Origin of the sequence: Duganella rivi, from assembly GCF_009857435.1 — a bacterium.
Classification (GTDB): Bacteria; Pseudomonadota; Gammaproteobacteria; order Burkholderiales; family Burkholderiaceae_D; genus Rugamonas; species Rugamonas rivi.
In genome coordinates this window covers 1-23,052 of sequence record NZ_WWCK01000008.1, presented here as the reverse complement: position 1 = coordinate 23,052, position 23,052 = coordinate 1, and the positions used below count along the sequence as shown (strand labels likewise).

19 protein-coding genes are annotated in these 23,052 nt (G+C 62.5%); 7 read left to right on the top strand and 12 right to left on the bottom strand.

The window, feature by feature from the left end:
- Positions 1-6: 6 nt before the first annotated feature.
- A complete protein-coding gene (gene lolB / locus GTP45_RS25030; protein ID WP_161016602.1) occupies positions 7-606 on the bottom strand; it encodes a lipoprotein insertase outer membrane protein LolB in 600 nt (199 codons plus the stop codon).
- A complete protein-coding gene (locus GTP45_RS25025; protein WP_229258637.1) occupies positions 603-2,384 on the bottom strand; it encodes a tetratricopeptide repeat protein in 1,782 nt (593 codons plus the stop codon). The genes lolB and GTP45_RS25025 overlap by 4 nt, the downstream gene beginning before the upstream one ends.
- A 101-nt stretch (positions 2,385-2,485) precedes the next feature.
- Between GTP45_RS25025 and mutM the strand changes: the two genes are divergently transcribed.
- The 3 genes from mutM to mutY all read left to right on the top strand — a co-directional run bounded on the left by mutM (position 2,486) and on the right by mutY (position 6,564).
- A complete protein-coding gene (gene mutM, locus GTP45_RS25020) occupies positions 2,486-3,319 on the top strand; it encodes a bifunctional DNA-formamidopyrimidine glycosylase/DNA-(apurinic or apyrimidinic site) lyase (RefSeq protein WP_161016601.1) in 834 nt (277 codons plus the stop codon).
- 174 nt (positions 3,320-3,493) lie between these two features.
- Positions 3,494-5,422, top strand: coding sequence for a dynamin family protein (locus GTP45_RS25015; protein WP_161016813.1), 1,929 nt, complete (start codon positions 3,494-3,496; stop codon positions 5,420-5,422).
- A gap of 11 nt (positions 5,423-5,433) precedes the next feature.
- Positions 5,434-6,564, top strand: a complete 1,131-nt coding sequence (gene mutY, locus GTP45_RS25010) for an A/G-specific adenine glycosylase (protein ID WP_161016600.1) — start codon at positions 5,434-5,436, stop codon at positions 6,562-6,564.
- A 119-nt stretch (positions 6,565-6,683) separates the two neighbouring features.
- Here the strand turns inward: mutY and GTP45_RS25005 are convergent, their stop codons facing one another.
- From GTP45_RS25005 to GTP45_RS24970, 8 genes are read right to left on the bottom strand one after another with little or no spacing between them, the layout of a single operon-like run.
- Complete coding sequence (locus GTP45_RS25005) at positions 6,684-7,820, bottom strand: deoxyguanosinetriphosphate triphosphohydrolase (protein WP_161016599.1); 1,137 nt, start codon at positions 7,818-7,820, stop codon at positions 6,684-6,686.
- A 6-nt stretch (positions 7,821-7,826) separates the two neighbouring features.
- A complete protein-coding gene (gene aroKB / locus GTP45_RS25000; protein ID WP_161016598.1) occupies positions 7,827-9,470 on the bottom strand; it encodes a bifunctional shikimate kinase/3-dehydroquinate synthase AroKB in 1,644 nt (547 codons plus the stop codon).
- Positions 9,471-9,484: 14 nt separating this feature from the next.
- A complete protein-coding gene (locus tag GTP45_RS24995) occupies positions 9,485-11,662 on the bottom strand; it encodes a beta strand repeat-containing protein (RefSeq protein WP_161016597.1) in 2,178 nt (725 codons plus the stop codon).
- 31 nt (positions 11,663-11,693) lie between these two features.
- Positions 11,694-13,844, bottom strand: coding sequence for a type IV pilus secretin PilQ (locus GTP45_RS24990; protein WP_161016596.1), 2,151 nt, complete (start codon positions 13,842-13,844; stop codon positions 11,694-11,696).
- Positions 13,841-14,383 carry a pilus assembly protein PilP gene (locus GTP45_RS24985; RefSeq protein WP_161016595.1) on the bottom strand — a complete coding sequence of 181 codons (543 nt, stop codon included), beginning with the start codon at positions 14,381-14,383 and terminating at the stop codon, positions 13,841-13,843. Before GTP45_RS24985 ends, GTP45_RS24990 begins: the two co-directional genes overlap by 4 nt.
- Positions 14,380-15,054, bottom strand: coding sequence for a type IV pilus inner membrane component PilO (locus GTP45_RS24980; protein WP_161016594.1), 675 nt, complete (start codon positions 15,052-15,054; stop codon positions 14,380-14,382). Before GTP45_RS24980 ends, GTP45_RS24985 begins: the two co-directional genes overlap by 4 nt.
- Complete coding sequence (locus GTP45_RS24975; protein ID WP_161016593.1) at positions 15,054-15,671, bottom strand: PilN domain-containing protein; 618 nt, start codon at positions 15,669-15,671, stop codon at positions 15,054-15,056. The genes GTP45_RS24980 and GTP45_RS24975 overlap by 1 nt, the downstream gene beginning before the upstream one ends.
- The gene (locus GTP45_RS24970) at positions 15,671-16,747 is read right to left on the bottom strand and encodes a pilus assembly protein PilM (RefSeq protein WP_161016592.1); all 1,077 of its coding nucleotides are present in this window, start codon (positions 16,745-16,747) and stop codon (positions 15,671-15,673) included. The genes GTP45_RS24975 and GTP45_RS24970 overlap by 1 nt, the downstream gene beginning before the upstream one ends.
- Before the next feature lie 330 nt (positions 16,748-17,077).
- Between GTP45_RS24970 and GTP45_RS24965 the strand changes: the two genes are divergently transcribed.
- Positions 17,078-19,426 carry a penicillin-binding protein 1A gene (locus GTP45_RS24965; protein WP_161016591.1) on the top strand — a complete coding sequence of 783 codons (2,349 nt, stop codon included), beginning with the start codon at positions 17,078-17,080 and terminating at the stop codon, positions 19,424-19,426.
- Between the two features lie 3 nt (positions 19,427-19,429).
- Here the strand turns inward: GTP45_RS24965 and cyaY are convergent, their stop codons facing one another.
- A complete protein-coding gene (gene cyaY, locus GTP45_RS24960; protein WP_161016590.1) occupies positions 19,430-19,765 on the bottom strand; it encodes an iron donor protein CyaY in 336 nt (111 codons plus the stop codon).
- A gap of 43 nt (positions 19,766-19,808) precedes the next feature.
- Here cyaY and lptM point away from each other — a divergent pair, with 43 nt between their 5' ends.
- From lptM to GTP45_RS24945, 3 genes are read left to right on the top strand one after another with little or no spacing between them, the layout of a single operon-like run.
- Complete coding sequence (gene lptM / locus GTP45_RS24955; RefSeq protein ID WP_161016589.1) at positions 19,809-19,964, top strand: LPS translocon maturation chaperone LptM; 156 nt, start codon at positions 19,809-19,811, stop codon at positions 19,962-19,964.
- Positions 19,965-19,971: 7 nt separating this feature from the next.
- Positions 19,972-21,249, top strand: a complete 1,278-nt coding sequence (lysA, locus tag GTP45_RS24950) for a diaminopimelate decarboxylase (RefSeq protein ID WP_161016588.1) — start codon at positions 19,972-19,974, stop codon at positions 21,247-21,249.
- Positions 21,250-21,260: 11 nt separating this feature from the next.
- The gene (locus GTP45_RS24945) at positions 21,261-22,406 is read left to right on the top strand and encodes an ROK family protein (protein ID WP_161016587.1); all 1,146 of its coding nucleotides are present in this window, start codon (positions 21,261-21,263) and stop codon (positions 22,404-22,406) included.
- Here GTP45_RS24945 and GTP45_RS24940 read toward each other — a convergent pair.
- Positions 22,403-23,052 (bottom strand): MFS transporter (locus GTP45_RS24940; protein ID WP_161016586.1); only part of this gene is annotated, 650 nt, incomplete at its 5' end. The genes GTP45_RS24945 and GTP45_RS24940 overlap by 4 nt on opposite strands.

The window sequence follows — 23,052 nt, the reverse complement described above, 5'->3', positions numbered from 1 at the left end:
CGCATTTTACTGCGCAACAGGATCAATGACGATGCGGATCGCCATATCGTCCACCGCCTGCCCCAAGGCGATGCGGGTGACGTCGATGCGCTTGGGCTGCGGCACGGCCGCATTTTCATCCTGCCAGCTCACGTACTCCAGCTTCCAGCCGTCGCGCGTGATGACGTTGTCGTTGGCCGGCGTAGCGACGAAGCGCTTGCCGTCGCTGGCGGTGGCGTAGCCTTGCAGCCAGTCGCGCAGGCCGGACACCGGCAAAGTCCAGCCCAGCGTTTTCTGAGTCAGCGTATCGAGGTCTGGCGCGGTCAGCGCTTGCTTGCCGCTTTCCTTCAGCGTGGCCGAAGACGGCGTGACGTTGATGACGGCCACGGTCTGGCCGGTCGGCGAAATCAGGCTGACGTCGGTATTGGCCTTGCTCTGCTGCCAAACAAACTTGCCGTTCAGCGATTCTTTCTTGCCGTCGCGGCTGTAGTTGATGGCGATACGTCCCGCCAGTTCAACGCTGTCGCGGTACGGCGCCACAGCGGCGGTGGAGCGCGGCGCCGATGGCGTGACGGCGCAGCCAGCCAGCGTGGCTGCGGTCAGGGCTATCAAGAGTGGTCGCATCATTTCAGGCTTTGGTTGAGGCGCGCCAGCGTGCTGCGCAGCGCGTCGTTTTTCGGATCCTTGCTGTGCGCTTCCTTCCACATTTTTTGCGCACCATCGAGGTCGCCCTTGGCGAACAGCACCTCGCCCAGGTGCACGGCAATTTCGGGATCGCTGCGCAAGGCATAGGCGCGGCGCAGGAAGCCTTCCGCCTCGGTCAAATTCCCCATGCGGAACTGCACCCAGCCCATGCTGTCCATGATGAACGGGTCGCCCGGCGCCATCTGCATGGCCTTGTCGATCAGCGTGTAGGCTTCCGGCAGGCGCTCGTTGCGCTCGGCCAGCGAGTAGCCCAGCGCGTTGTAGGCGTGCTGGTTGTCGGGCGCGGCAATCATCACTTGGCGCAGCAGCTTTTCCATCAACTCCACCTCGCCGACTTTTTCCGCCACCAGCGCGAAATCGTAAATCAGGTCGGGGTTGTCCGGGAAGCGCTTGAGGGCGTTGTTCAGCACCACGTAGGCAGCGCGATGGTCGCCGGCGTCGCGCAGCAATTGCGCATCGGTTTGGAATACTTGCGCCTGGTCGGCTGCTTCACTCGGTTTCAGTTCGGCCAGCAACTGGCGGCCTTGATCAACCTGGCCCTTGCGCGCCAGCAGCACCGCCATTTTCATGCGCGCCGCGAGGTAGACTTTTTCATCGCTGCCATCGACCTTCTCCAGCCAGTTGTAAGCCGCGTCCAGATCGTTGCGCTGCTCGGCAATCTGCGACAGGATCAGCAAGGCCTTGGACGGATCGCGCTCGTCGTTCGGATGTTCCTCCAGCGCGGCGACAAAGCGGCTGAAATATTTTTCCGCTTCCGGCAGGTCGTTGTTCTGCATGCCCATCACGCCCAGTGCGTACAGTGTGGCGATGTTGTCCGGCTGGTCTTTCAACAGCAGCAGGAATTGTTTGCGGGCCTCGTCGAATTGCTTGTTGTCGACCAGGATGCGGGCGTAGGCGGCGCGCACTTCGCGCGCGTTCGGGTACTTTTGCAGGAAGCCGGTCAGCAGCTTGGTGGCGGCCTCGAGATCGTTCGACACTTGCGCCGTGGTCAGGATGGCCAGCTCGGAGTCCGGCTTGATGGCCAGCGCCTTGCCGGCTTCTTCGCGGGCGCGCGCCACGTCGTTGAGCGCGAACGCGCCCTGCGCCAGGATCAGGTGAGTTTCCAGCATGCCGTCGTACGGCATCAGTACCCGTTCTTCCAGCTTGTAGGCGGCTACTTTATCCTTGGCGCGCAGCAGATATTGCTGCATCTGGAACATCAGCAGCGGGCGCGCTTCCGGTTTGGCGTTTTTCAAGCGCTGCTCGAACACCGCTTCGGCCTCGTCGAGATTGTCGGCCACCACGGCAAAGCCGAGGAAGTACTGGGTCGCCTCGTCCGAATCCGGGGCCAGGGTGCGCCACAGGCGCACGGCGGACAGCGCCTCGCCGGTCTGCTTGGCGGTCAAGGCGATTTCAGCAGCGCGGCGCGCCAGGCGCGGATCGCGGGTTTGCTGCGCCAGCGACATCATGGTGATGTACGGGCCTTGCCACTGGCCTGACTTGAATTCCAGTTCCGCCTTGGTAATGCGATACAGCAGGTCGCCGGTCAGCTCGTTATTTGGCAATACTTCCGGCGCCGGGGCCGGTGCTTCGGCCACTGCCGGCGCTGCCTCCTCCGGGGCGGCAGGCGCTGGGGCGGCAGGCTCGGCCGGCTTCTGCGGCGCCACGGCGCAAGCGGACATCAAGGCAGAGAGAGTTACAATGGCGAAAGCGTTTTTCAAGAGAAATCCTGGCAAGTCACAAAGTCAGTCAGATTTTACGCCGTTCGCATCAAGCGCGGAGTTTGACTAGTGTAACCAAATATTCCGTCAGAGCCACACCGATGCCTGAATTACCAGAAGTTGAAGTCACCCGGCGCGGCGTTGCGCCCCATATCGAAGGCCGTATCGTGCGCGACGTGGTGCTGCGCCGCGACGGCCTGCGCTGGCCCTTCCCGCCTGATCTGCCGCAGCTGCTGATCGGCCGCCGGGTGCTGAGCACCGGCCGCCGCGGCAAGTATTTGCTGGTGCATTTCGAGCATGGCACGCTGATTATCCATCTCGGCATGTCCGGTCACTTGCGGGTGCTGGCGCCCGGCATCGCGCCGGAAAAGCACGACCATTTCGACCTCGAGGTGGAAAGCCCAGAGGGCCGCCACGTACTGCGCATGAAAGACCCGCGCCGCTTTGGCGCGGTGCTGTGGCATGACGCCGCCGACGGCGAGCTGGAACACCACCTGCTGCTGCGCGGGCTGGGCGTGGAGCCGCTGGAATCGGGCTTCAGCGGCAAATTGTTGTACGATCAAACCCGGCAGCGCAGCGCGCCGGTCAAGCAGGTGCTGCTGGCGGGCGATATCGTGGTCGGCGTGGGCAATATCTACGCGTCTGAAAGCTTGTTCCGGGCCGGGATCAATCCCAAGCTGCCGGCGCGCCGCATCAGCCTGACGCGCTACGAGAAGCTGGCGCAGGCGGTGCGCGAGATCTTGGCCGAGGCCATCGTGCAGGGCGGCAGTACGCTGCGCGATTTTATTGCAGTGAATGGGCAGTCAGGATATTTCCAGCAGACGTATTTCGTCTATGATCGGGCTGGTGTGCCTTGCCGCGTGTGCGCGGCGCCGGTGCGCCAGATCAAGCAGGGCCAGCGTTCCACGTTCTATTGCGTCAATTGTCAGAAATGAGTTGTCGGAGCATGGCCGTAAAAGCGCGCGGCACCAATCCGACCCGCACACCGTTGGCGTCAGGGTCTGACCCCGTACGGGGTCAGACCCTTTCGTTAGGGGTGCAAGGAAGCAGCACACCTTGTAAGCGTCAACTACAATTTATCCGGTGTAACCCGCTGTGAAGGGCAGATGATGGTCAGGGATTTTGAACAGTACAGCGCGTGGCGGCAAGGCGTCGTCAGCGCGCTGAAAAACTACCAGGCGTGGGTAGCCGGCGCATCCCTGACCGATGCCGCCACCGAGCAACGCATCGTGCGCAACCTGGCGCGCCTGGAGGACGACAAGCTGTCGGTGGCCTTCGTGGCCGAGTTTTCACGCGGGAAGTCGGAGCTGATTAACGCGATTTTCTTTGCCGAATACGGCCAGCGCATCCTGCCGTCGGCGGCCGGCCGCACCACCATGTGCCCGACCGAGCTGCTGTGGGATCCTGCCTTCCCGCCATCGATCCGCTTGCTGCCGATCGAGACGCGGGCCGATAATCTGTCCACCAGCGATTACCGCGAACAGCCGGCCGCGTGGACTGTGCTGCCACTGAATCTCGATGCCGGCGCGGAGATGCAGGAGGCTTTCAAACAAGTTAGCAAGACGCGCTACGTGCCAGTAGAAGAGGCCAAGCGCTACGGCCTGTATGACGAAGACGATCCCGACATGCCGGCTACGCTGGACGAGCATGGGCAGGTGGAGATTTCGCACTGGCGGCACGCCATCATCAACTTCCCGCATCCGCTGTTGAAGCAGGGCCTGGTGATCCTCGATACGCCGGGCTTGAACGCGATAGGCACCGAGCCGGAGCTGACGCTGAATTTGATCCCGAATGCGCATGCAGTGCTGTTCATCCTGGCCGCCGATACCGGCGTAACCAAGAGCGATATCGAAGTCTGGCGCAATCACATCGGCGCCGGCGCGGGCCGCCTGGTGGTGCTGAATAAAATCGACAGCATGTGGGACGAGCTGCGCAGCGAGGAAGACGTCAACGCCGAGATCGAACGCCAGCAAGCCAACGTGGCGCACGTGCTGTCGCTGGAGCCGGGGCAAGTGTTCCCGGTGTCGGCACAGAAGGCGCTGGTCGGCAAGATCAATCACGACGTGGAGTTGCAGGCGCGCAGCCGCTTGCACGCACTGGAAGGCGCGCTGTTCAACGAACTGATTCCGGCCAAAAAGGAAATCGTGCGCAAGCAGTTGAGCGACGAATTGCAGGCGCTGAACACGGCGCAGCTGGGCATGCTGAATGGACGCATCCGCGGCATCGTCGAGCAGCTGCACGAGTTGAAGAGCTTGCGCGGCAAGAACCAGAGCGTGGTGGCGCACATGATGCGCCGCATCGACGTCGAGAAGAAGGAATTCGACGCCAGCCTGTTCAAGCTGCAAGCGACGCGCGCGGTGTTCACGCGCCTGTCGACCGAGCTGTACACCTGCATGGGCATGGACATCGTGCGCGACGATATCGAGCTGGTGCGCGAGGAGATGCAGCGCAGCCGCTTCTTTACCGGTGTGCGCGAGGCGGTGCGCGGATACTTTGAACGCACGCGCGCCAACCTGGATGCGGCCGAGTTCAAGACGGTGGAAATCACCGAAATGATGGGTGTGATGTATCGCCGCTTCTCCAGCGAGCACGGCTTGACCTTGGCGCTGCCGATGCCGTTTTCGCTGGAGCCGTACCGCGATGAGCTGGCCAGCATCGAAACGATTTACTCCAAGACCTTTGGCACGGCCACGCTGCTGACCACCAGCCGCGTGACCTTGATGGAGAAGTTTTTCGACACCATCGCTTCGCGCGTGCGCGGCTGCTTCAAGTCGGCCAACAATGATGCGGAGGCGTGGCTGAAGGTGATTATGGCGCCGCTGGAGGCGCAGATCCGCCAGCACAAGGATCAGTTGAAACACCGGCTGGCGTCGATCCAGCGCATCCACGGTGCGACCGACAGCCTGGAACAGAAGATCGACGCGTTTGAACGCAGCCAGCAAGAGCTGGAAGCGCAGAAGGCGCGTCTTAATGAATTGGCCGGTGCGATCAGCATCGCCATCAATGCGGAATTCGTGGCGCTGGACGCTGCGGCATAGTTAGGAAAAGAATGAAGGTTGTAGAAGTAGAGAATTTTGTCGATCCCAGTTTTTCTGCCGATCTGATTGGCTGGCAAAAAGTCCATGGCCGTCACACGCTGCCGTGGCAGAACACCCGCGATGCCTATCTCGTCTGGCTGTCGGAGATCATGCTGCAGCAGACGCAGGTCTCGGCCGTGCTCGGCTATTACGCGCGCTTTTTGGAGCGCTTCCCTACCCTGCGCGACCTGGCGGCGGCGCCGGTGGAGGACGTGATGGCGCAGTGGAGCGGCCTGGGCTACTACACGCGGGCGCGCAATCTGCACAAGTGCGCACAACGCGTGGTGGCGGAGTATGACGGCGTGTTTCCTTCCGATCCTTTGCTGCTAGCGGAGCTGCCGGGCATCGGACGTTCGACGGCGGCAGCGATTGCGGCGTTTTCCAGCGGCCGCCGCGCGGCCATCATGGACGGCAATGTGAAGCGCGTGTTTGCACGGGTGTTTGGCATCGACACGTATCCGGGCGAGAAGAAGACCGAGGAAGCCATGTGGCGGCGCGCGGAAGCGCTGTTGCCGGAGGAAGGCATCGAGGCTTACACGCAGGGCCTGATGGACATGGGTGCGACGCTGTGCACGCGCAGCAGCCCATCGTGCGAGCGTTGTCCGATGCAGCCGCGCTGCGTGGCGTTTAACACCGGCCGCACCAAGGATCTCCCGGTGCGCAAGCCGAAGAAGGCGGTGCCGGAGAAGCACGCGGTGATGTTGCTGCTGGTGGATGGCGATCAGGTGTTGCTGGAGCAGCGCCCGCCTTCTGGCATCTGGGGCGGCTTGCTGTCTTTGCCGGAGTTGGACGGCCACGTGGCGGCGGAAGATGATGAGGTGGAGCCAGTTGATCAGGATACGCTGAAGCTCGCGGTAAGCAAATTCGGCGAGATGGAAAACTGTGAGCGCTTATCGACGGTGACACATGTGTTCACGCACTACAAGCTGCACATTGCGCCGTACCGGATCACGCTGTCGCGGCGCTTGACGCTGGCCGCAGAATCCGGCCACGTCTGGCTCAACGCCGCCGACGTCGCCAACGCCGCCCTGCCCGCGCCGGTCAAGAAACTGCTGCTAGAACTACTGGGCAACCGCAACGCCGCCCAACAGCGCATGTTCTGAAGACTTAGTGCGCATAACTTATCATCGCAAGCACTACAGCCATGAGTCCGATGCTCAACACAATCCGCTGCGCACTGGAGCGGGTCAAGCTGAGCAATGACGGTATGGCTTGAGGCAGATCAAAGCTCGTCTAGCGAGAACAGGCGGCGGTGTTCGCGGATGGCGTAGCGGTCGGTCATGCCGGCGATGTAGTCGGCGATCTTGCGCGCGACCTTGTTGACGTCGCCCGATTTGTCCTGGTAATCGGGCGGCAGCAAGGCAGGCTCGGCCATGAAGGCCTCGAACAATTCGCGCACGATGCGGCTGGCTTTGACGCGCATGCGGCCAACCTTGTAGTGGCGGTAGAGATTGGCATACAAGAAGCGCTTGAGCTCGGTTGCGTCCTTGCGCATCTCATCGGAGAAACGGATCAGCGGCGGCGCTGCACGCACATCATCAATGTGCTGAGGATCAGCCTCGGCAATGCGCGCGCTCGACGTGGCGATCAAATCGTCGGCCAGCGCCGTAATCAAGCGGCGCAAGGTTTCGTAAATCGCGCGGCGGCCCGACAGGCCGGGGAAAGCCTGCTGCACATCGCGCCACAGGCGCGCAAAGAACTCCACCTGCTCCAGCTGTTCAATGGTAATCAGGCCCGAGCGCAAGCCGTCATCAATGTCATGGCTGTTGTAAGCGATCTCGTCCGCGAGATTGGTCAGTTGCGCTTCCAGCGACGGCTGGGTGCGGTCGATGAAGCGCTGCGCCACCGGCCCCAGCAACTTCGCATTGTTCAGCGAGCAGTGCTTGAGGATGCCCTCGCGCGTCTCAAACATCAGATTCAAGCCGTTGTACGCGCCGTAATGCTCTTCCAGCTCATCGACCACACGCAGGCTTTGCAGGTTGTGCTCGAAGCCGCCGTAATCCTTCATGCACTCGTTAAGCACGTCTTGTCCAACGTGTCCGAACGGCGTGTGGCCGAGATCGTGGGCCAGCGAAATCGCTTCGACCAAGTCCTCATTCAAGCGCAGGTTGCGCGCCAGCGAACGGCCGATCTGCGCCACTTCCAGGCTGTGCGTCAGCCGGGTGCGGAACAAATCGCCCTCGTGGTTGAGGAACACCTGCGTCTTGTACTCCAGGCGGCGGAAAGCCGAGGAGTGAATGATGCGGTCACGGTCGCGCTGGAACTGGCTGCGCGAGGCATGCGCCGTTTCCGGGTACAAGCGCCCCGCGCCGCCTTCCGAGTGGGCAGCGTAAGGAGCGAGGAACTGTTCCGGCAGCATAGAAACTTACACGCAGGCGGCCAGCGTCGCCAGCAACAGCTCGCGCGGCGCGTTGGTGATCTTCGGCGAACCCAGCGGATTCATCAGGATGAACTTGATGGCGCCGCCCTCGTTCTTCTTGTCGACTTCCATCGCTTCCAGCCACTTGTCCACGCCGAGATCCGGCGCCTTGACCGGCAGGCCGGCCGCAGCGACCAGCTTGCGCACGCGCTCCACGGTGGCAGTATCGATCAGGCCCATGCGCTGCGACAAATCGGCCGCCATCACCATGCCGCAGCCGACCGCCTCGCCGTGCAGCCATGCGCCGTAGCCCATGCCCGCTTCAATCGCGTGGCCGAAGGTATGGCCGAAATTCAGGATGGCGCGCAGACCGCCTTCGCGTTCGTCTTGGCGCACCACGTCGGCCTTGATTTCGCAGGAACGCGCAATTGCGTAAGCCAAGGCGCCCTTGTCGCGCGCCATCAGCTTTTCGATATTCGCTTCGATCCACTCGAAGAACGGCAGGTCAATCACCGCGCCGTACTTGATCACTTCGGCCAAGCCGGCCGACAGCTCACGCGCCGGCAGGGTTTCCAGGGTCGAGGTATCGGCAATCACCGCACGCGGCTGGTAGAACGCGCCGATCATATTCTTGCCCAGCGGGTGGTTGATGCCGGTCTTGCCGCCCACCGAGGAGTCGACCTGCGACAGCAAGGTGGTCGGCACCTGGATGAAGTCCACGCCGCGCATGTAGCTGGCCGCCGCGTAGCCGGTCAGATCGCCGATCACGCCGCCGCCCAAAGCGATCAGCGTGGTCTTGCGGTCGGCCTTGGTTTCCAGCAGCTTGTCGAAGATGGCCATCAGGCTAGACCAGTTCTTGTGCTCCTCGCCATCCGGCAGGATCACGGTGGTGACTTGCTTGCCGGCGGCGCGCAGGCCACTCTCGATGCGTTCGAGGTACAGCGGCGCGACGGTCTCGTTGCTGACGATGGCAACTTTGCTGCCATTCACATGGCGTGCCAGCGCCGCGCTGTCGTTGAGCAGCGACGGGCCGATCGAAATCGGGTAGCTGCGCTCGCCCAAATCTACGTTTAACAGGATGTTGGATTGTTCGTTCATCGATGGTTCGGCGTGAGTGACGCAGTTGGGCGCGGCTTCGCAAGCGAGCTGGTCCATCTGGGTCAAAATAGTCTGAACCATCGATTGTACGTTAGGACGGCCGGTATCGATGACCAAATCGGCAATTTCCATGTACAAAGGATCACGCACCTGCATCAGCTCTTCCAGCTTTTTGCGCGGGTCGGCGGTTTGCAGCAGCGGGCGATTCTTGTCGTGCGCGGTGCGCTGCAGGATGCTGTTGACCGAGGCGCGCAGGTAGATCACGGTGCCGCGCGCCTTGAGGAAGGCGCGGTTGTCGGCGTTGAGGATGGCGCCGCCGCCGGTCGCCAGCACCAGGCCGGACTGGCCGGTTAGCTCGCGGATGACGTCGGCCTCGCGGCGGCGGAAGCTTGCTTCGCCCTCGATTTCAAAGATCCATGGGATCGAGGCGCCGGTGCGCGCCTCGATCTCATGGTCTGAGTCAACAAACTTCAGCCCCAGCTTGCGGGCCAAAATGCGGCCGATGGTGGTTTTCCCCGCCCCCATCAGGCCGACTAGAAACACATTCTGCATTCAACATCCAAGGTTTATAAGGGGTTGCTGCACAGCGTAGAGAACCCGTAAGGACTGATGCGGCCCGGCGGGCTGATCGTCTGGGTAGCGTAATCTGTGCCTAATCCCATCAAGTGTACCAGAGAGGTGTAGCTGGACTCAGTGCCGCTGGCCTGGCCGCGGATCGTCAGGTTCACATCGAGCCAGTAGACGCGGTCGCGCGGGTAGACCAGCGACACCGTGGCGCGGCCGGTAGCGTCGGTGGTGACGCTCGGCGTGACAGTGACCGGGATGCCCGGTTCCAGCGTGCCGTTGGCGTTGGTGTCCTCGCCGGCATCGAGGATGCCGTTGTTGTTGACATCCTCATTGGCGCACTGGGTACGGGTGGCCGGCTCCCACGGGCCGGTCGGCGCGGTGTATTGCAGCACGCCCTTGAAGTACGCCACCGGCAGTACCGAGGCGGTCAGCTTGATGCCCGGCACCGCATTGCCGGCGGCATCGGTGACGATCACCGCGTAATCCATCTGGTAGGTCGCGCTGCTCGGCACGCCGACCGTGTTGCCGGTGCCGGCGCTGATGAACAGCGATTTCTGCGACACCGTCAGCCGGGCGATGGCGGTCGGGCCGGAGCCGCCGATCAGCTTGGCCTGGATTTGCACGCCGTTCAGCGCGGTGGCCGAGGTGCCGGCGATGAAGCTGGTAGTGGCCGTGCCGTCCGCGCCGGTGGTAACCACCGCCGGCTGGGTCAGCGAACCGCCGCTCGGGTCGCTGATGATGGAGAAGGCAACGGTGGCGCCCTTGACCAGGTTGTTCTGCGCCGTGCCGTCGCGCACGATGGCGCGCAGCGTGGCTTGCTGGCTGGTGCTGCCGGCCGTGTTGACGCCCACCACGGCCGGGTCGGCCTGTACGGAGATGGTGGTCAGCGCCGTCACCGGTGCGGTGAATTCGAGGTCGGTCTGGGTAGTCTGGCCGCCGGCGTTGGCGGTAATGGTCGCCACGCCCGGGCTGGTGGCGTTGAGGTAGGCCGAGGCTGCACCGCCGGACAGTGCCACTGCCCCGCTCAGCGGTGTGCTGCAAGCGGCATCGCCGTAGACTGTGCCGCGCGAGCTGCTGATGGTCACACTGCTGCCCGGTGCATTGGTGACCGCCACCAGCTGGCAACCGCCAATGGCGGCCGAGCTTTGCACGTTGCCGGCGCCGTCCAGCGCCTTGACCGCGAAGGTGGAAGAATTGATGGCAATGCTGGTCGACGCCAGTTCGCCCATCGACTTCACGGTAATCACGTCGGCCGTGCCGCCGCTGGCCGCGTAGGTCAGCACCAGCTGGCCGCCGGCATTGGTCACCGCCGAGCCGCCGCCCTTGACGCTCAGCGTGTTGGCGTTGGAGGTGTAAGTCACCGGCTTGCCGACCAGCGCGTTGCCGGCCGAGTCCACCAGCTTGACGGTCACGTCCGCCGACGAGCCAACGTTGATGGTCGGCGCGGCATTGATGGTCAGCCTGTTGCCGACCACGTTGACGATCGCGGTGGCCGGCGTAGCGCCCGGCACAGTCGCCGTGATCTTGATCGCGCGCGAGGTCGAATCGCCGCCCGTACCGAGCTTCTCGGTAACGATACCTTGCGCGTTGGTGGTGCGGGTGGTCAGCGACAGGCTGCCGGAATCGGTTTTCAGATCCACGTTCACGTTCGGCATGACGCTGTTGTTGGCGTCGCGCACCAGCGCGGTGACGATGACTTCGTTACCGGCGGTGCCGGCCGAGGCCAAGGTGCCGGAATCGGTGGTCAGGGTCAGGGTCGGCACCGCGTTCACCACGTCGATCTTGATCGGCGCCGAAGTGGCCGAGCCGGCGCTGGCGGTAATCGTGATGGTGCGCAGCGAGGAGTCACCCTTGACGCTGAGCTTTTCCACCACCTGCCCCGAGGTATTGGTCAGGCGGTTGGTGTTGCTGATGGTGCCGGAGGTGGCGTTGAAGCTCACCGTTTCATTGGACAGCGCATTGCCGCCGGAATCCTTGACGATGGCCGTCAGCGTCACTTCCGTGCCGTCGAGGCCGGACGAGGCGATGGTGGTCGCGGTCGCCGTCAGCGTGACGCTGGCCGCTTTCGACGGCGCCACGCCGTTACTATTGGTGCCGGGCGATCCGCCGCCGCCGCCGCACGCGGATAACAAGCCGGCACACACCAGCGCACTCAGCCATGCAGTGTACTTTTTCATGAAACATTCATCCCATTCTATGTGAATCAAACTATCGCGCTGAAGACAGGCGTTCGGCCACAATCTTCGGCGTGATAAACACCAGCAGCTCCGTCTTGTCGTTGGTGCGGGTGTTGCTGCGGAACAGATAGCCCAGCACAGGCACGTCGCCCAGCAGCGGTACCTTGTCGGTGGTGCTGCGCTCGGTTTGCTGGTAGATGCCGCCCAACACCACGGTGCCGCCGTTGTCGACCATGACCTGGGTCTTGACGTGCTTGGTGTCGATGGCGAAGCCGGAACGGGTCTCTTGACCCACGCTGTCCTTGTTGACGTCAACGTCGATAACGACATTGCCGTCCGGCGTGATCTGCGGCGTCACTTCGAGGCGCAGGTTGGCCTTGCGGAACATGATGGAGGTAGCGCCGCTGCTGGTCGCCACTTGATACGGGAGTTCGATACCTTGCTCGATCAGCGCCACCGATTTATCGGCAGTGATCACGCGCGGGCTGGAGATGATTTTGCCGGTGCCATCTTCTTCCAGCGCCGACAGTTCCAGGTTGAGGAAGCGGTTGGCGGCCGACGAGAACAAGCTCACCGCCAAACTGCCGGCCTGCGCGCCGTTGATGTTGGAGGCTGGCAGGTTGATGAATTGGGTGTTGTTGAAACTGCTATCGGTGATTTTGACCTGGCCAGTGGTTTCGCCGACGCCGGTCAAATTGCCACCGATGCCGATGCGGGTGTTGCTGTTGCCGATCTGGTAGCCGGAATCACCGCCACGGATGGTGCGCATATCGGCAAAGCCGAGCTTGGCGCCGAGGTTGCGGGTGAAGGTATCGCTGGCTTCAACGATGCGGGCTTCAATCAACACTTGCTTGGTGGCGACGTCAGTCTTGGCGATCAAACGGCGCACGTCTTCCAGCTTGGAGGCGATGTCGGTCACGAACAATTGGTTGGTGCGCGGCTCGATGATGGCGCTGCCGCGTTTGGACAGAATGCGGTTCTTGGTATCCCCGCCTTCGAGTCCGAAGACGTTTTTAAAGGCTTCAGCCTTTTGATAGTTGAGCTGGAAGATTTCAGATTTCAGCGGCTCCAGATCGGCGATCTGGGCTTTCTGCTCCAGCTCCAGTTTTTCCTTGGTCAGCAATTCCTCTTTCGGCGCGATCCAAATGACCGAGCCGTTCTTGCGCATGTCGAGACTCTTGGCTTGCAGGATCACGTCCAGCGCTTGATCCCACGGCACCTCTTTTAAACGCAAGGTCAGATTGCCTGCCACGCTGTCGCTGGTGATGATGTTGAGGCCGGAGATATCAGCAATCGCTTGCAGGGCGGCGCGCACTTCCACGTTTTGGAAATTGAAGGACAGCTTCTCGCCGCGATAGCCTTGCGATCCTTGAGTCAGCTTGTTTGGATCTTCCTTGATCGGCTTCACGTCCACCACCAGCTGGGTATCGCTTTGGTAAACGGTTTGCTCCCACAGGCCGCGCGCCTCAATGGTCAAGCGCGTGTTCTCGCCTTGCGGCACGGTGGTGACTAGCGACACTGGCGTGCCGAAGTCGCCCACATCCAAACGGCGGCGCAGATTTTCCGGCACGCCGGTTTTGAGGAAATCGACCACCACGCCGGTTGGCGTCTGGCGCACATCGACGGCGACTTGGTTGTTAGGCAGATCGACCACAATGCGGCCCTCGCCATTCGCGCCACGGCGGAAGTCGAGATCACGCAACACTTGCTTGCCGGCTGGTGCGGCGGGCTTGGCGGCTGGCAGGCCGGTGGCATCCACCGCCGTGGCAACACCGCCGGAACCGTCGATGGTCAGGATCACCGATTTACCGTCAATCGCAGTGGCGTAGTTGAGCGTGCGTTTCAGATTGAAGACCAAGCGCGAGCGCTCGCCGGCCTGCACCACATTCACACCGCGCAGATCACCCTGGTTGAGTTCCTGCACGGTCTTGCCGGTGGCGTTGACGGTGGCGCCGAAATCCAGCGCAATGCGCGGCGGGTTGGTGATGGCAAAGTTAATCGGCAGCTTGTCCGGCGCATTCTTCAGCGCGATCTTGACGATGACGTTGGCGCCCTGCTGGTTGGCGGTAATCGATTCGATGGCGTTAGCCGATTCCTGCGCGTGGGCGACGCAAGCGAATTGCAAGGCCAGCGCCCAAGTGGCGGCGGCCAAGGCGCGCCAGGCCGTGTGATGAGCGATCATTTGGTGTTCTCCTTGCTTTCCTGCAGTTCCAACTTGGACATGCGCTCGACCCAGTCGCCTGTGGCGTCCTGGACGATTTCCTTGAGGTTGACGGTGCTCTCGTCAATGCTGGTGATGCGGCCATAGTTCTGGCCCAGGTGCTGGCCCACCACCACTTGGTGCACGGCGCGGTCGACTTGCAGCACGGCGTAGATCACGCCTTTCTTCTCGATGGTGCCGACCATTTTGATGGTGTCGAGCGGGTAGGTTTCCAGCAGTTCCTTGCGGCGCGCGGTGTCAGGCTTGAGACCGTTGGCGCCGCCCTGCGCGGCTTGCTTGGCCAGTTCAGCCAGCAGCTTGTTCGGATTGAAAGGATCGAGCTCGTCTTTGCGAGCGTAAGCGTAGGGAATGAAGGTTTTCGGTTCGGCCAGCGGCGGCACTTGCACCTTGGTTTGGGCGTCGACCTGCTTCATCCAGGTGCGCACTTCCTGCACATCGCTGTCGCCGCAGCCGGCCAGCAAGAGGCATGACATCAGCACGGAAATGGTCAGCGTCTTCATGATTTTTTCGCCGCCTTTTTCTTTTCAGCGGCGGCTTTGCGCTGCGCGGCCACTTCGTCCGGGTCGAGGTAGCGGAAGGTCTTGGCCACCGCTTCCAGCGTCAGCACGCCGTCCTTGCCGGAGGTCAGCGCGAGGTTGTTGAGCGTGACGATGCGCGGCAGGTTGGCGATGTCGCCGGTGAAGGCGCCGACGTCATGGTAGTTGCCAGTGATCTTGATGTCGATCGGCACCTCGGCGTAGTAGTCCTTGACGACTTCCTGCTGCGGCTTGAACAGCTCGAATTGCAGGCCGCGGCCGGAGCCGGCCTGGTTGATGTCGGTCAGCAGCGCGGCCATCTCGGCCTTGCTCGGCAACTGCTTCTGCAGGCGGTCGACGTATTGGTCGACCTGCGCTTTTTGCGCGCGCAGCGCGTCGAGGTTGATCGCTTGCGCGGTTTTGAATTTGTACTCGTCGCGCAGCTTGGCTTCGATCTGCGCGCCGGCTTCCTGTTCTTCGAACTGCGAGCTCCAGTAGCCGAAGTAGCCGGCCACGCACACGGCCGCCGTCACGCCCACGGCGCACAGGATGCGCGGCGCCAGCGGCCATTGACCAGGATGGCGGCCATTGAGGTCGCGGAACTGGTCGGTGAACTGCGCGAACAGCAGGTTGAGGTTGATATTAGCCTTGGCCATTATTTCCCCCCCGCCGCCGGCGCTTTGCCCTTGGCGCCCTCTTCCGGCTTGTCCTTGTCGCGCGGGCGCTTGATCTTGACGTTGAGATTGAACTCGACCACTTTCTTGGCGGTCTTGCCCTGCCCCAGCCCGGTGGACTTCACCTCGACCAGATCAGGCTTCTCCAGCCACGGCGACTCGCCGGCCAGATTGCGCAAGAACTCGGACACCCGCTCCTGCGACTGTGCGTAACCATTGACCGACACCCGCTGGCCATCCTGCTTGAAGCCTTTCAGATAGACGCCGGGCGGCGTCTGCTTGACCAATTCATCGAGCAAGTACACCGGCTGGTTACGGTCGCCCTGCAAATCCTCTACTGCTTGCTGGCGCGCTTTCAGCGCTTCAATCTCCTGCTTCAGGGTGGCGATCTCGGCGATCTTTTTATCGAGGCCGACAATCGCTGTCTTCAGCACTTGATTGCGCTGATCCTGTATCGAGATGGCGCGCGCGTTGTAGCCGCCGACCAGCAGCACAATGCCCACGCCCACCACACCGCCCAGCGCCAGCATGGCGAAGAAGGCGGCCTTCTTCTGCTTGCGCTTTTCCTCGCGGTGGGGCAGCAGGTTGATTCGTATCATCAGTCGAACCTCCGCAGCGCGAGGCCGCAGGCGACCAGGTAGGCCGGCGCGTCCAGCCGCAGTTGCGACTCGCGCACCGACGGCCCGAGCTGCATGCCCTTGAACGGCGAAATCACGGCGCTGGAAATGCGCGTGCGGCTGGCCACCAGTTCCAGCAAGCCGGGAATCAACGCGCAGCCGCCTGCCAGGAATAGCTGATCAACGCGGGTGTAAGGCGTGGAGGTGTAGAAGAATTGAATCGCGCGCGTCACTTCCAGCGCGGCGCTTTCGAGGAAAGGCGTGAGCAGTTCGGCGTGGTAGTTATCGGGCAGGTCGCCGGTTTTCTTGCGCGCCTCGGCTTCGTCGAACGACAGCCCGTAGCTGCGCACGATGTCTTGCGTCAGCGTGTTGCCGCCAAACGGCTGCTCGCGCTCGTAGACGGTAACGCCATCCAGCATGACGGAAATATGCGTGACCTGTGCGCCGATCTGGAACAGCGCGATGATTTGGCCGGCGCCGCCTTCCGGCAGCTGCGCGGTGACGCGATCCAGCGCAGAACGGGCGGCGTAGGATTCAATATCCATCACGGTCGCTTTAAGGCCCGAGGCTTCGGCAATCGCCACCCGGTCTTCGACTTTCTCGCGGCGCGAGGCGGCCAGCATGACTTCGATGTCGTCGGCCGAATTGGCGGCCGGGCCGATCACGTCGAAGTCGAGGCTGACTTCATCGAGCGCAAACGGAATGTACTGGCTGGCTTCAGATTCGACCTGCACTTCCAGCTGGTCTTCCGGCAGCCCGGCCGGCAAAATAATTTTCTTGGTGATGACGGAAGCAGGCGGCATGCCGAGCGCAGCATGGCGCGCACGGGTGCCGCTTTTCTTCCAGACCCGGCGTACGGCTTCCACCACCTGATCCATGTTTTCGATATTGCCGTCGGTGACGGCGTTGCGCGGCAGCGGTTCGGCGGCGTAGCGCTCCAGCCGGATCTCGCCCTTGGCGCCCTGTGCCAATTCCACCAAGCGCACGCTTGAGGTGCTGATGTCGATGCCCACCAGCGGCGGGCTGCCCTGGCCCAGCAGGGCCTTGATATCGATCATACGAGTCCTCCGGCGCCATGGCTGACGCCCACCCTGCAGTACATCCGAACATGCTGTCGAACTGTTTGCATAAAAGGAAACTCGTTTGAAAACCAGCGGTTAGAAGGCCTATATCAGCCTGTACATTAAATCGACCCTATTTAAGTGTAAAGGTATTTCTACTGTGCACAATTGCCTTTGTGTGAGGGTTTCGCCACACTTATTTTTTGATTCGTAAGCAACAAAACAACTGAGTTGTTTTGTTGGTCACGCGGAAATATTCCTGCCGTAGGGTACGGTGCGGCGCTCGCTTATAATGGCTCGCACAATTAACCGAAAAGATCACACTGCATGGCCTCTTCCGATAACACGACTCCACCATCGACTGCTCCCGAGAAAAAATCGGGCAAAGGTTCCCGCTTTCTCTGGATGGCCGGCCTCTCCATTGCCGGCCTCGGCCTGACCGGCGTGCTGCTGGTGGTATTCGGGCTGGCGATGGCCTACCCCAACCTGCCCGAGCTCGACACGCTGACCGACTACCGCCCGAAAATGCCGCTGCGGATCTTCTCCGCCGATAACGTGCTGATCGGCGAGTTCGGCGAAGAGCGCCGCAACCTGGTGCGCATCAAGGACATCCCTGATGTGATGAAAAAAGCCGTGCTGGCGATCGAGGACGACCGCTTCTACGAACACGGCGGCGTCGACTACACCGGCATCCTGCGCGCGGCCGTGCACAACGCGGTCGGTGGCGGCGGCCGTCAGGGTGCTTCGACCATCACCCAGCAGGTGGCGCGCAACTTCTTCCTGTCCAGCGAACAGACCATCAAGCGCAAGGTCTACGAGATGCTGCTGGCGTGGAAGATCGAAAAGAACCTGAGCAAAGACCAGATTCTCGAGGTCTACATGAACCAGATTTACCTGGGCCAGCGCGCTTACGGTTTCTCGTCCGCCGCACAAATTTATTTCGGCAAAAATCTGCGCGACATTAGCATTGCCGAAGCGGCCATGCTGGCCGGCTTGCCGAAAGCGCCGTCGGCCTACAACCCGGTAGTCAATCCAAAGCGCGCGCGTACACGCCAGCAGTACATCCTGCAGCGCATGCATGAGCTGGGCTACATCAGCGACAAGCAGTTTGAAACCGCCAAGGCCGAAGAACTCAAGGTGAAAACCGACAGCAGCGAATTCGGCGTGCACGCCGAGTACGTGGCCGAACTGGCGCGCCAGCTGGTGTACGAGCAATTCAAGGAAGACACCTACACCCGCGGCCTGAACGTATTCACCACCATCACCAAGGCCGACCAGGACGCCGCCTACCTCGCCTTGCGCAAGGGCGTGATGGACTACGAGCGCCGCCACGCCTATCGCGGCCCGGAAGCCTACATCGACATCCCGGCCAACAAGGAAGAAGCGGACGACGCCATCGAGACCGTGCTGGCCGAGCACCCGGACAACGACGACATCATCGCCGCCGTGGTCATGAGCGCCACGCCGCAGCTGATTACAGCCGTGACCGCCTCGGGCGAAGAAATCAAGATTGCCGGCGCCGGCCTGGAAATGGGCCGCTCGTGGCTGTCGGATAAAAATCCGCCGAACAAGCGCATCCGTCGCGGCGCGGTGATCCGCGTGCTGCAAGAAGGCAAAGACTGGGAAGTGGCGCAGATGCCGGAAATCGAATCGGCCTTCGTGGCGGCCAGCACCACCGACGGCGCGATCAAGGCCATGGTCGGCGGCTTCGACTACAACCGCAACAAGTTCAACCACGTGACGCAGGCGTGGCGCCAGCCGGGCTCATCGTTCAAGCCATTTATCTACTCGGCCTCGCTGGAGCGCGGCCTGTCGCCGGCCACTGTCATCAATGACGCGCCGATCTCGTTCGACGCCGGCCAGACCGGTGGCCAGGCGTGGGAACCGAAGAACTACGACGGCAAGTACGAAGGCCCGATGACCATGCGCAAGGGCCTGACCAAGTCCAAGAACATGATCTCGATCCGCATCCTGCACCGCATCGGCGCCAAGTACGGACAGGAATACTCGACCCGCTTCGGCTTTGACGCCGACAAGAATCCGCCCTACCTGACCCTGGCGCTGGGCGCGGGCAACGTGACGCCGCTGCAAATGGCCGGCGCCTACGCGGTGTTTGCCAACGGCGGCTACAAGGTCAGCCCTTACCTGATTTCCAAGGTCACCGATGCGGACGGCAAGATCCTGTCGCAGGCGCACCCGGACCTGGCCGGCGACGAGAAAAACCGCGTGATCGACGAGCGCAACGCCTTCCTGATGGACTCCATGCTCAAGGACGTGGTGCGCTTCGGCACGGCGGCCAAGGCCAATGTGCTGGGCCGCCGCGACATCGCCGGCAAGACCGGCACCACCAATGATTCGATCGACGCGTGGTTTGCCGGCTACCAGGCCAAGCTGGTGGGCATTGCGTGGATCGGCTACGACCAGCCGAAGAACCTCGGCAACCGCGAAACCGGCGGCGGCCTGGCGCTGCCGATCTGGATCGGCTACATGCAAAAGGCGCTGAAAAACATCCCGATCGAGGAACGGGCGGTGCCGGAAGGCGTGATGCTGGTGGGAGATGAGTACTTCTATGCGGAGAATCCGCCGGGCGCCGGGGTCAACAACCTCGACGCGCCGGGGCACGGCACCCCGGCCGAGGAAAAGGCCAAGGACGCCGTGAAGAACGAGCTGTTCTAGGCCTTAAGCAGGCTTGAGCACCACCGGGGCGCCGCCTTGCGCCGAGACCATCTCGGACAGCGAGGCGTACAACTCGGTGTTGTCTCGGCCGTTGATCCATTGGCCGTCGATTTGCTTGTAGTGGTAGCCGCCCGAGCGGGAAGCTACCCACAGCTCCTTCATCGCCGCCTGGCTGTTGATGATGATCTTGCTGCCGTTGTCGAGGAACTCGACTTCCAGCACGTTGCCGCTGCGGCTGCACTCGACGTCGACCACGTCTTCATCGTTCAAACGATCCAACGCGGCCTCGATGGCATCCAATGCGGCTTCGGCCTGCGCCAAGAATTCTGATTCGCCCATGCTACACTCCAGTATCTGATCTCAAATAAACCGTGATTTTATCGTGAAGTCCTCCATCCGTTTGATTATCCTCGGCGTATTGCTGAGCGGCTGCGGCCAACCCGGCCCGCTGTACCTGCCCAAGCCACCAGTGTCCAAGCCTGCCAAGAGCAGCCCGGCCCCTGTTACGACTTCTGAACCCGCTGCTCCTCAACAATAACTAATCCATGTCCCAATTTTCGTACAAAGACGGCGTGCTGCACGCCGAAGGCGCCTCGCTGAGCGCCATCGCTGAACAATTCGGCACGCCGACCTACGTCTACTCCAAGGCCGCGCTGCTGAACAACTTCGCCTCCTACGCCGACGCCTGCAAGGGCCGCGACGCGCTGGTGTGCTACGCCATGAAGGCCAACTCGAACCTGGCCATCCTCGACTTGCTGGCGCGCCAGGGCGCCGGTTTCGACATCGTCTCGGGCGGCGAACTGCTGCGCGTGCTGGCGGCGGGCGGCGATCCGCGTAAGGTGATCTTCTCGGGCGTGGGCAAGAGCGTGGAAGAAATGCGTCTGGCGCTGTCGCACGACATCCTGTGCTTCAACGTTGAATCGATTCCTGAACTGCATCGCCTGAACGAAGTGGCCGGTTCGATGGGCAAAAAAGCGCGCATCTCGCTGCGCGTGAACCCGAACGTGGATGCCAAGACCCACCCGTACATTGCGACTGGCCTGAAAGCCAACAAGTTCGGCGTGGCGTTCTCGGATGCGCTGGAGACTTACCGCACTGCGGCCAAGCTGCCGCACCTGGAAGTGTCGGGCATTGACTGCCACATCGGCTCGCAGCTACTGGACGATGCGCCGCTGCTGGAGGCGCTGGACCGCCTGATCGAGCTGATCGACCAGCTGGGTGCGGAAGGCATCGAATTGCACCACCTGGACATCGGCGGCGGCATTGGTATCGATTACCGTGAGGCAGGCGAATCGGCGCCGGTGCCGGTGGGCGACTACCTGGGCCGCCTGTTCGCCAAGATTGATGCCTGGCGCGCTGCGCGTCACAACGGCAAGCCGATCAAAGTGATCTTCGAGCCGGGCCGCTCGATCGTGGGCGATACCGGCGTGCTGCTGACCAAAGTGGAATTCATCAAGCACGGCGAAGAGAAAAACTTCTGCATCGTCGATGCGGCGATGAACGACATGGCGCGTCCGGCCTTGTATCAGGCCTGGATGGATATGCAGCCGGTGGTGCAAGGCTCGGCGACTGCTGCGGCTTACGACATCGTCGGCCCGATCTGCGAATCGGGCGACTGGCTGGCACGCGACCGCACGCTGGCAGTCGAAGCCGGCGACCTGCTGGTCATGCACACGGCGGGCGCCTACGGCATGACCATGGCCTCCAACTACAACACCCGCGGCCGCGCCGCCGAAGTGATTGTCGACGGCGACGTCCTCCACTTGGTACGCAAACGCGAAAACCCGGCCGACCTGTACGCGCTGGAATCGGTCATCCGCTAACCCGGCGAGTAATGTCAAGACCAACCGAATACGCGCAATGGCTGGATCGGCTCCAGCTCCCTTGTGTCAGCGCCAACGGCCGCCACGTGCTGCGGCTGCTGATCAAGTCGGGCTGCATCAGCCAGGCTGCGATCGTGCGCCATTCGGATTTTTCCCAGCCCACCGTGGTGCGGCTGATGCAAAGCTTCCTGAAGGAAGGGATGGTCGTGCTCAGCAGCCGTGCCGCAGAAGGCCCGGGCAACCCCAGCGCCAATGTCACGCTGAACCCCGACTATACCTTCTCATTCGGCATTGCCATGCTGGGCGACGTGCTATCGCTGGTGCTGATGGACTTTATCGGCCGCGTGCGCGGCGTGCGCAGCGCGGCCATGCCGGACATGTCGCGCCAGGCCGTGCTCGACAAGCTGGTGCAGTTCAAGTCCGAGTTGTTGCACGAGGTACCGCAAGCCACCCGCCTGGCCGGCATCGGGCTGGGCATCTCCGGCTTTTTCGTCAACCAAGGTGGCATGATCAATCCGCCGCAGTCGCTGAAAGACTGGGCGCTGGTGGATATCGAGCCCATCATTGAAGAAGCGATGCGGTTGCCGGTCATGCTGGACAACGACGCCACCGCTGCGGCCATCGGCGAAAGCTTGTTCGGTATCGGCCGCAACAGCGCCAATTTCGCCTACCTGCACCTGACCAATGGCTTCGGCGGCGGCATCATTGTCAACGGCCAGCCGTTCCGGGGCCACCATGGCAACGCGGGCGAATTCGGCGGGGTGTGGGCGCTGGCCAACGCCGACTACCCCAACCTGGACTTGCTGCGCGCCTGCGTGGCCGAACAGGGCCACGTATTTGCAACCGTGGAGGATATGGTTCAGGTCATCGATGCCGGCTGGCCCGGCGTGGATCGCTGGCTGGAGCAGGCAGTCCAGCCGTTCTCGATGCTGGCGGGCCTGCTCACCAGTATTATCGACCCCGAGATCATCGTCCTTGGCGGCAGGTTGCCACCATCAATCGGGACGGCCCTGCTGGAGCGCCTGGTCATTCCTTCGCCGGGTTCGCGCTGGGGCCAGTTCCCGCCGCAGCCGAGGTTGGTGTTGGCCCAGGTCGACGAGCACGCGGTGGCCATCGGCGCGGCCGCCATGCCGATGCAGCGCCTGTTCTTCGGCTAACCGTGCCGGAAGCGGCCGGCCCGGCCTAGCAACAGGCCCAGCATGATGAGCAGGCCGGCCACGGCGGAGGGCAAGCTCATCAGCTCAACCAGTCCGCCGGCCGCCGCGCGGTAGTCCAGCCGCGTCAACGCCGCACCAATGCCCAACCCACCGCAGGCCAGCGCAACTTTCAGCGCAGCCGTCAGCCAGCCGTAGGCCTTGCTGGCCGACATGCCGGGGTGGCTAGCCACCATGCCGGCGAACGCTGCCCACAAGGTCATGCCCATGCCGCTGCTGCTGGCGCCGATGAAGAACGCGGCCAGCACGGCCACTTGCAGCACCTCGCCGAACCGCCAGAAGCACACCGCCGCCACGCTGAGCAGGGCGGCCCCCGCCACCAGCATCACCGTCCGGCCGGCGCGCAGCACTACCCAAGTCCAGGCCGGCTGCGAAATGGCCGAGCCCAGCGCAGCGCACGGCAGCACGTACGCGCCCCACTCGGCCGCGTGCAGGGTGTAGGCGACATAGAACGGCGCTACCTTGCCAAAGCAGGACACCAGCAGGGTAATGGCGAAACTCATGGAAATATTGAGCCACATGGGCGCCGGCAAGCCGCGCCCGGCACTCGCCGGCGGCAGTGGCGCGGCGGCAACCGGCCGTGGGCGCC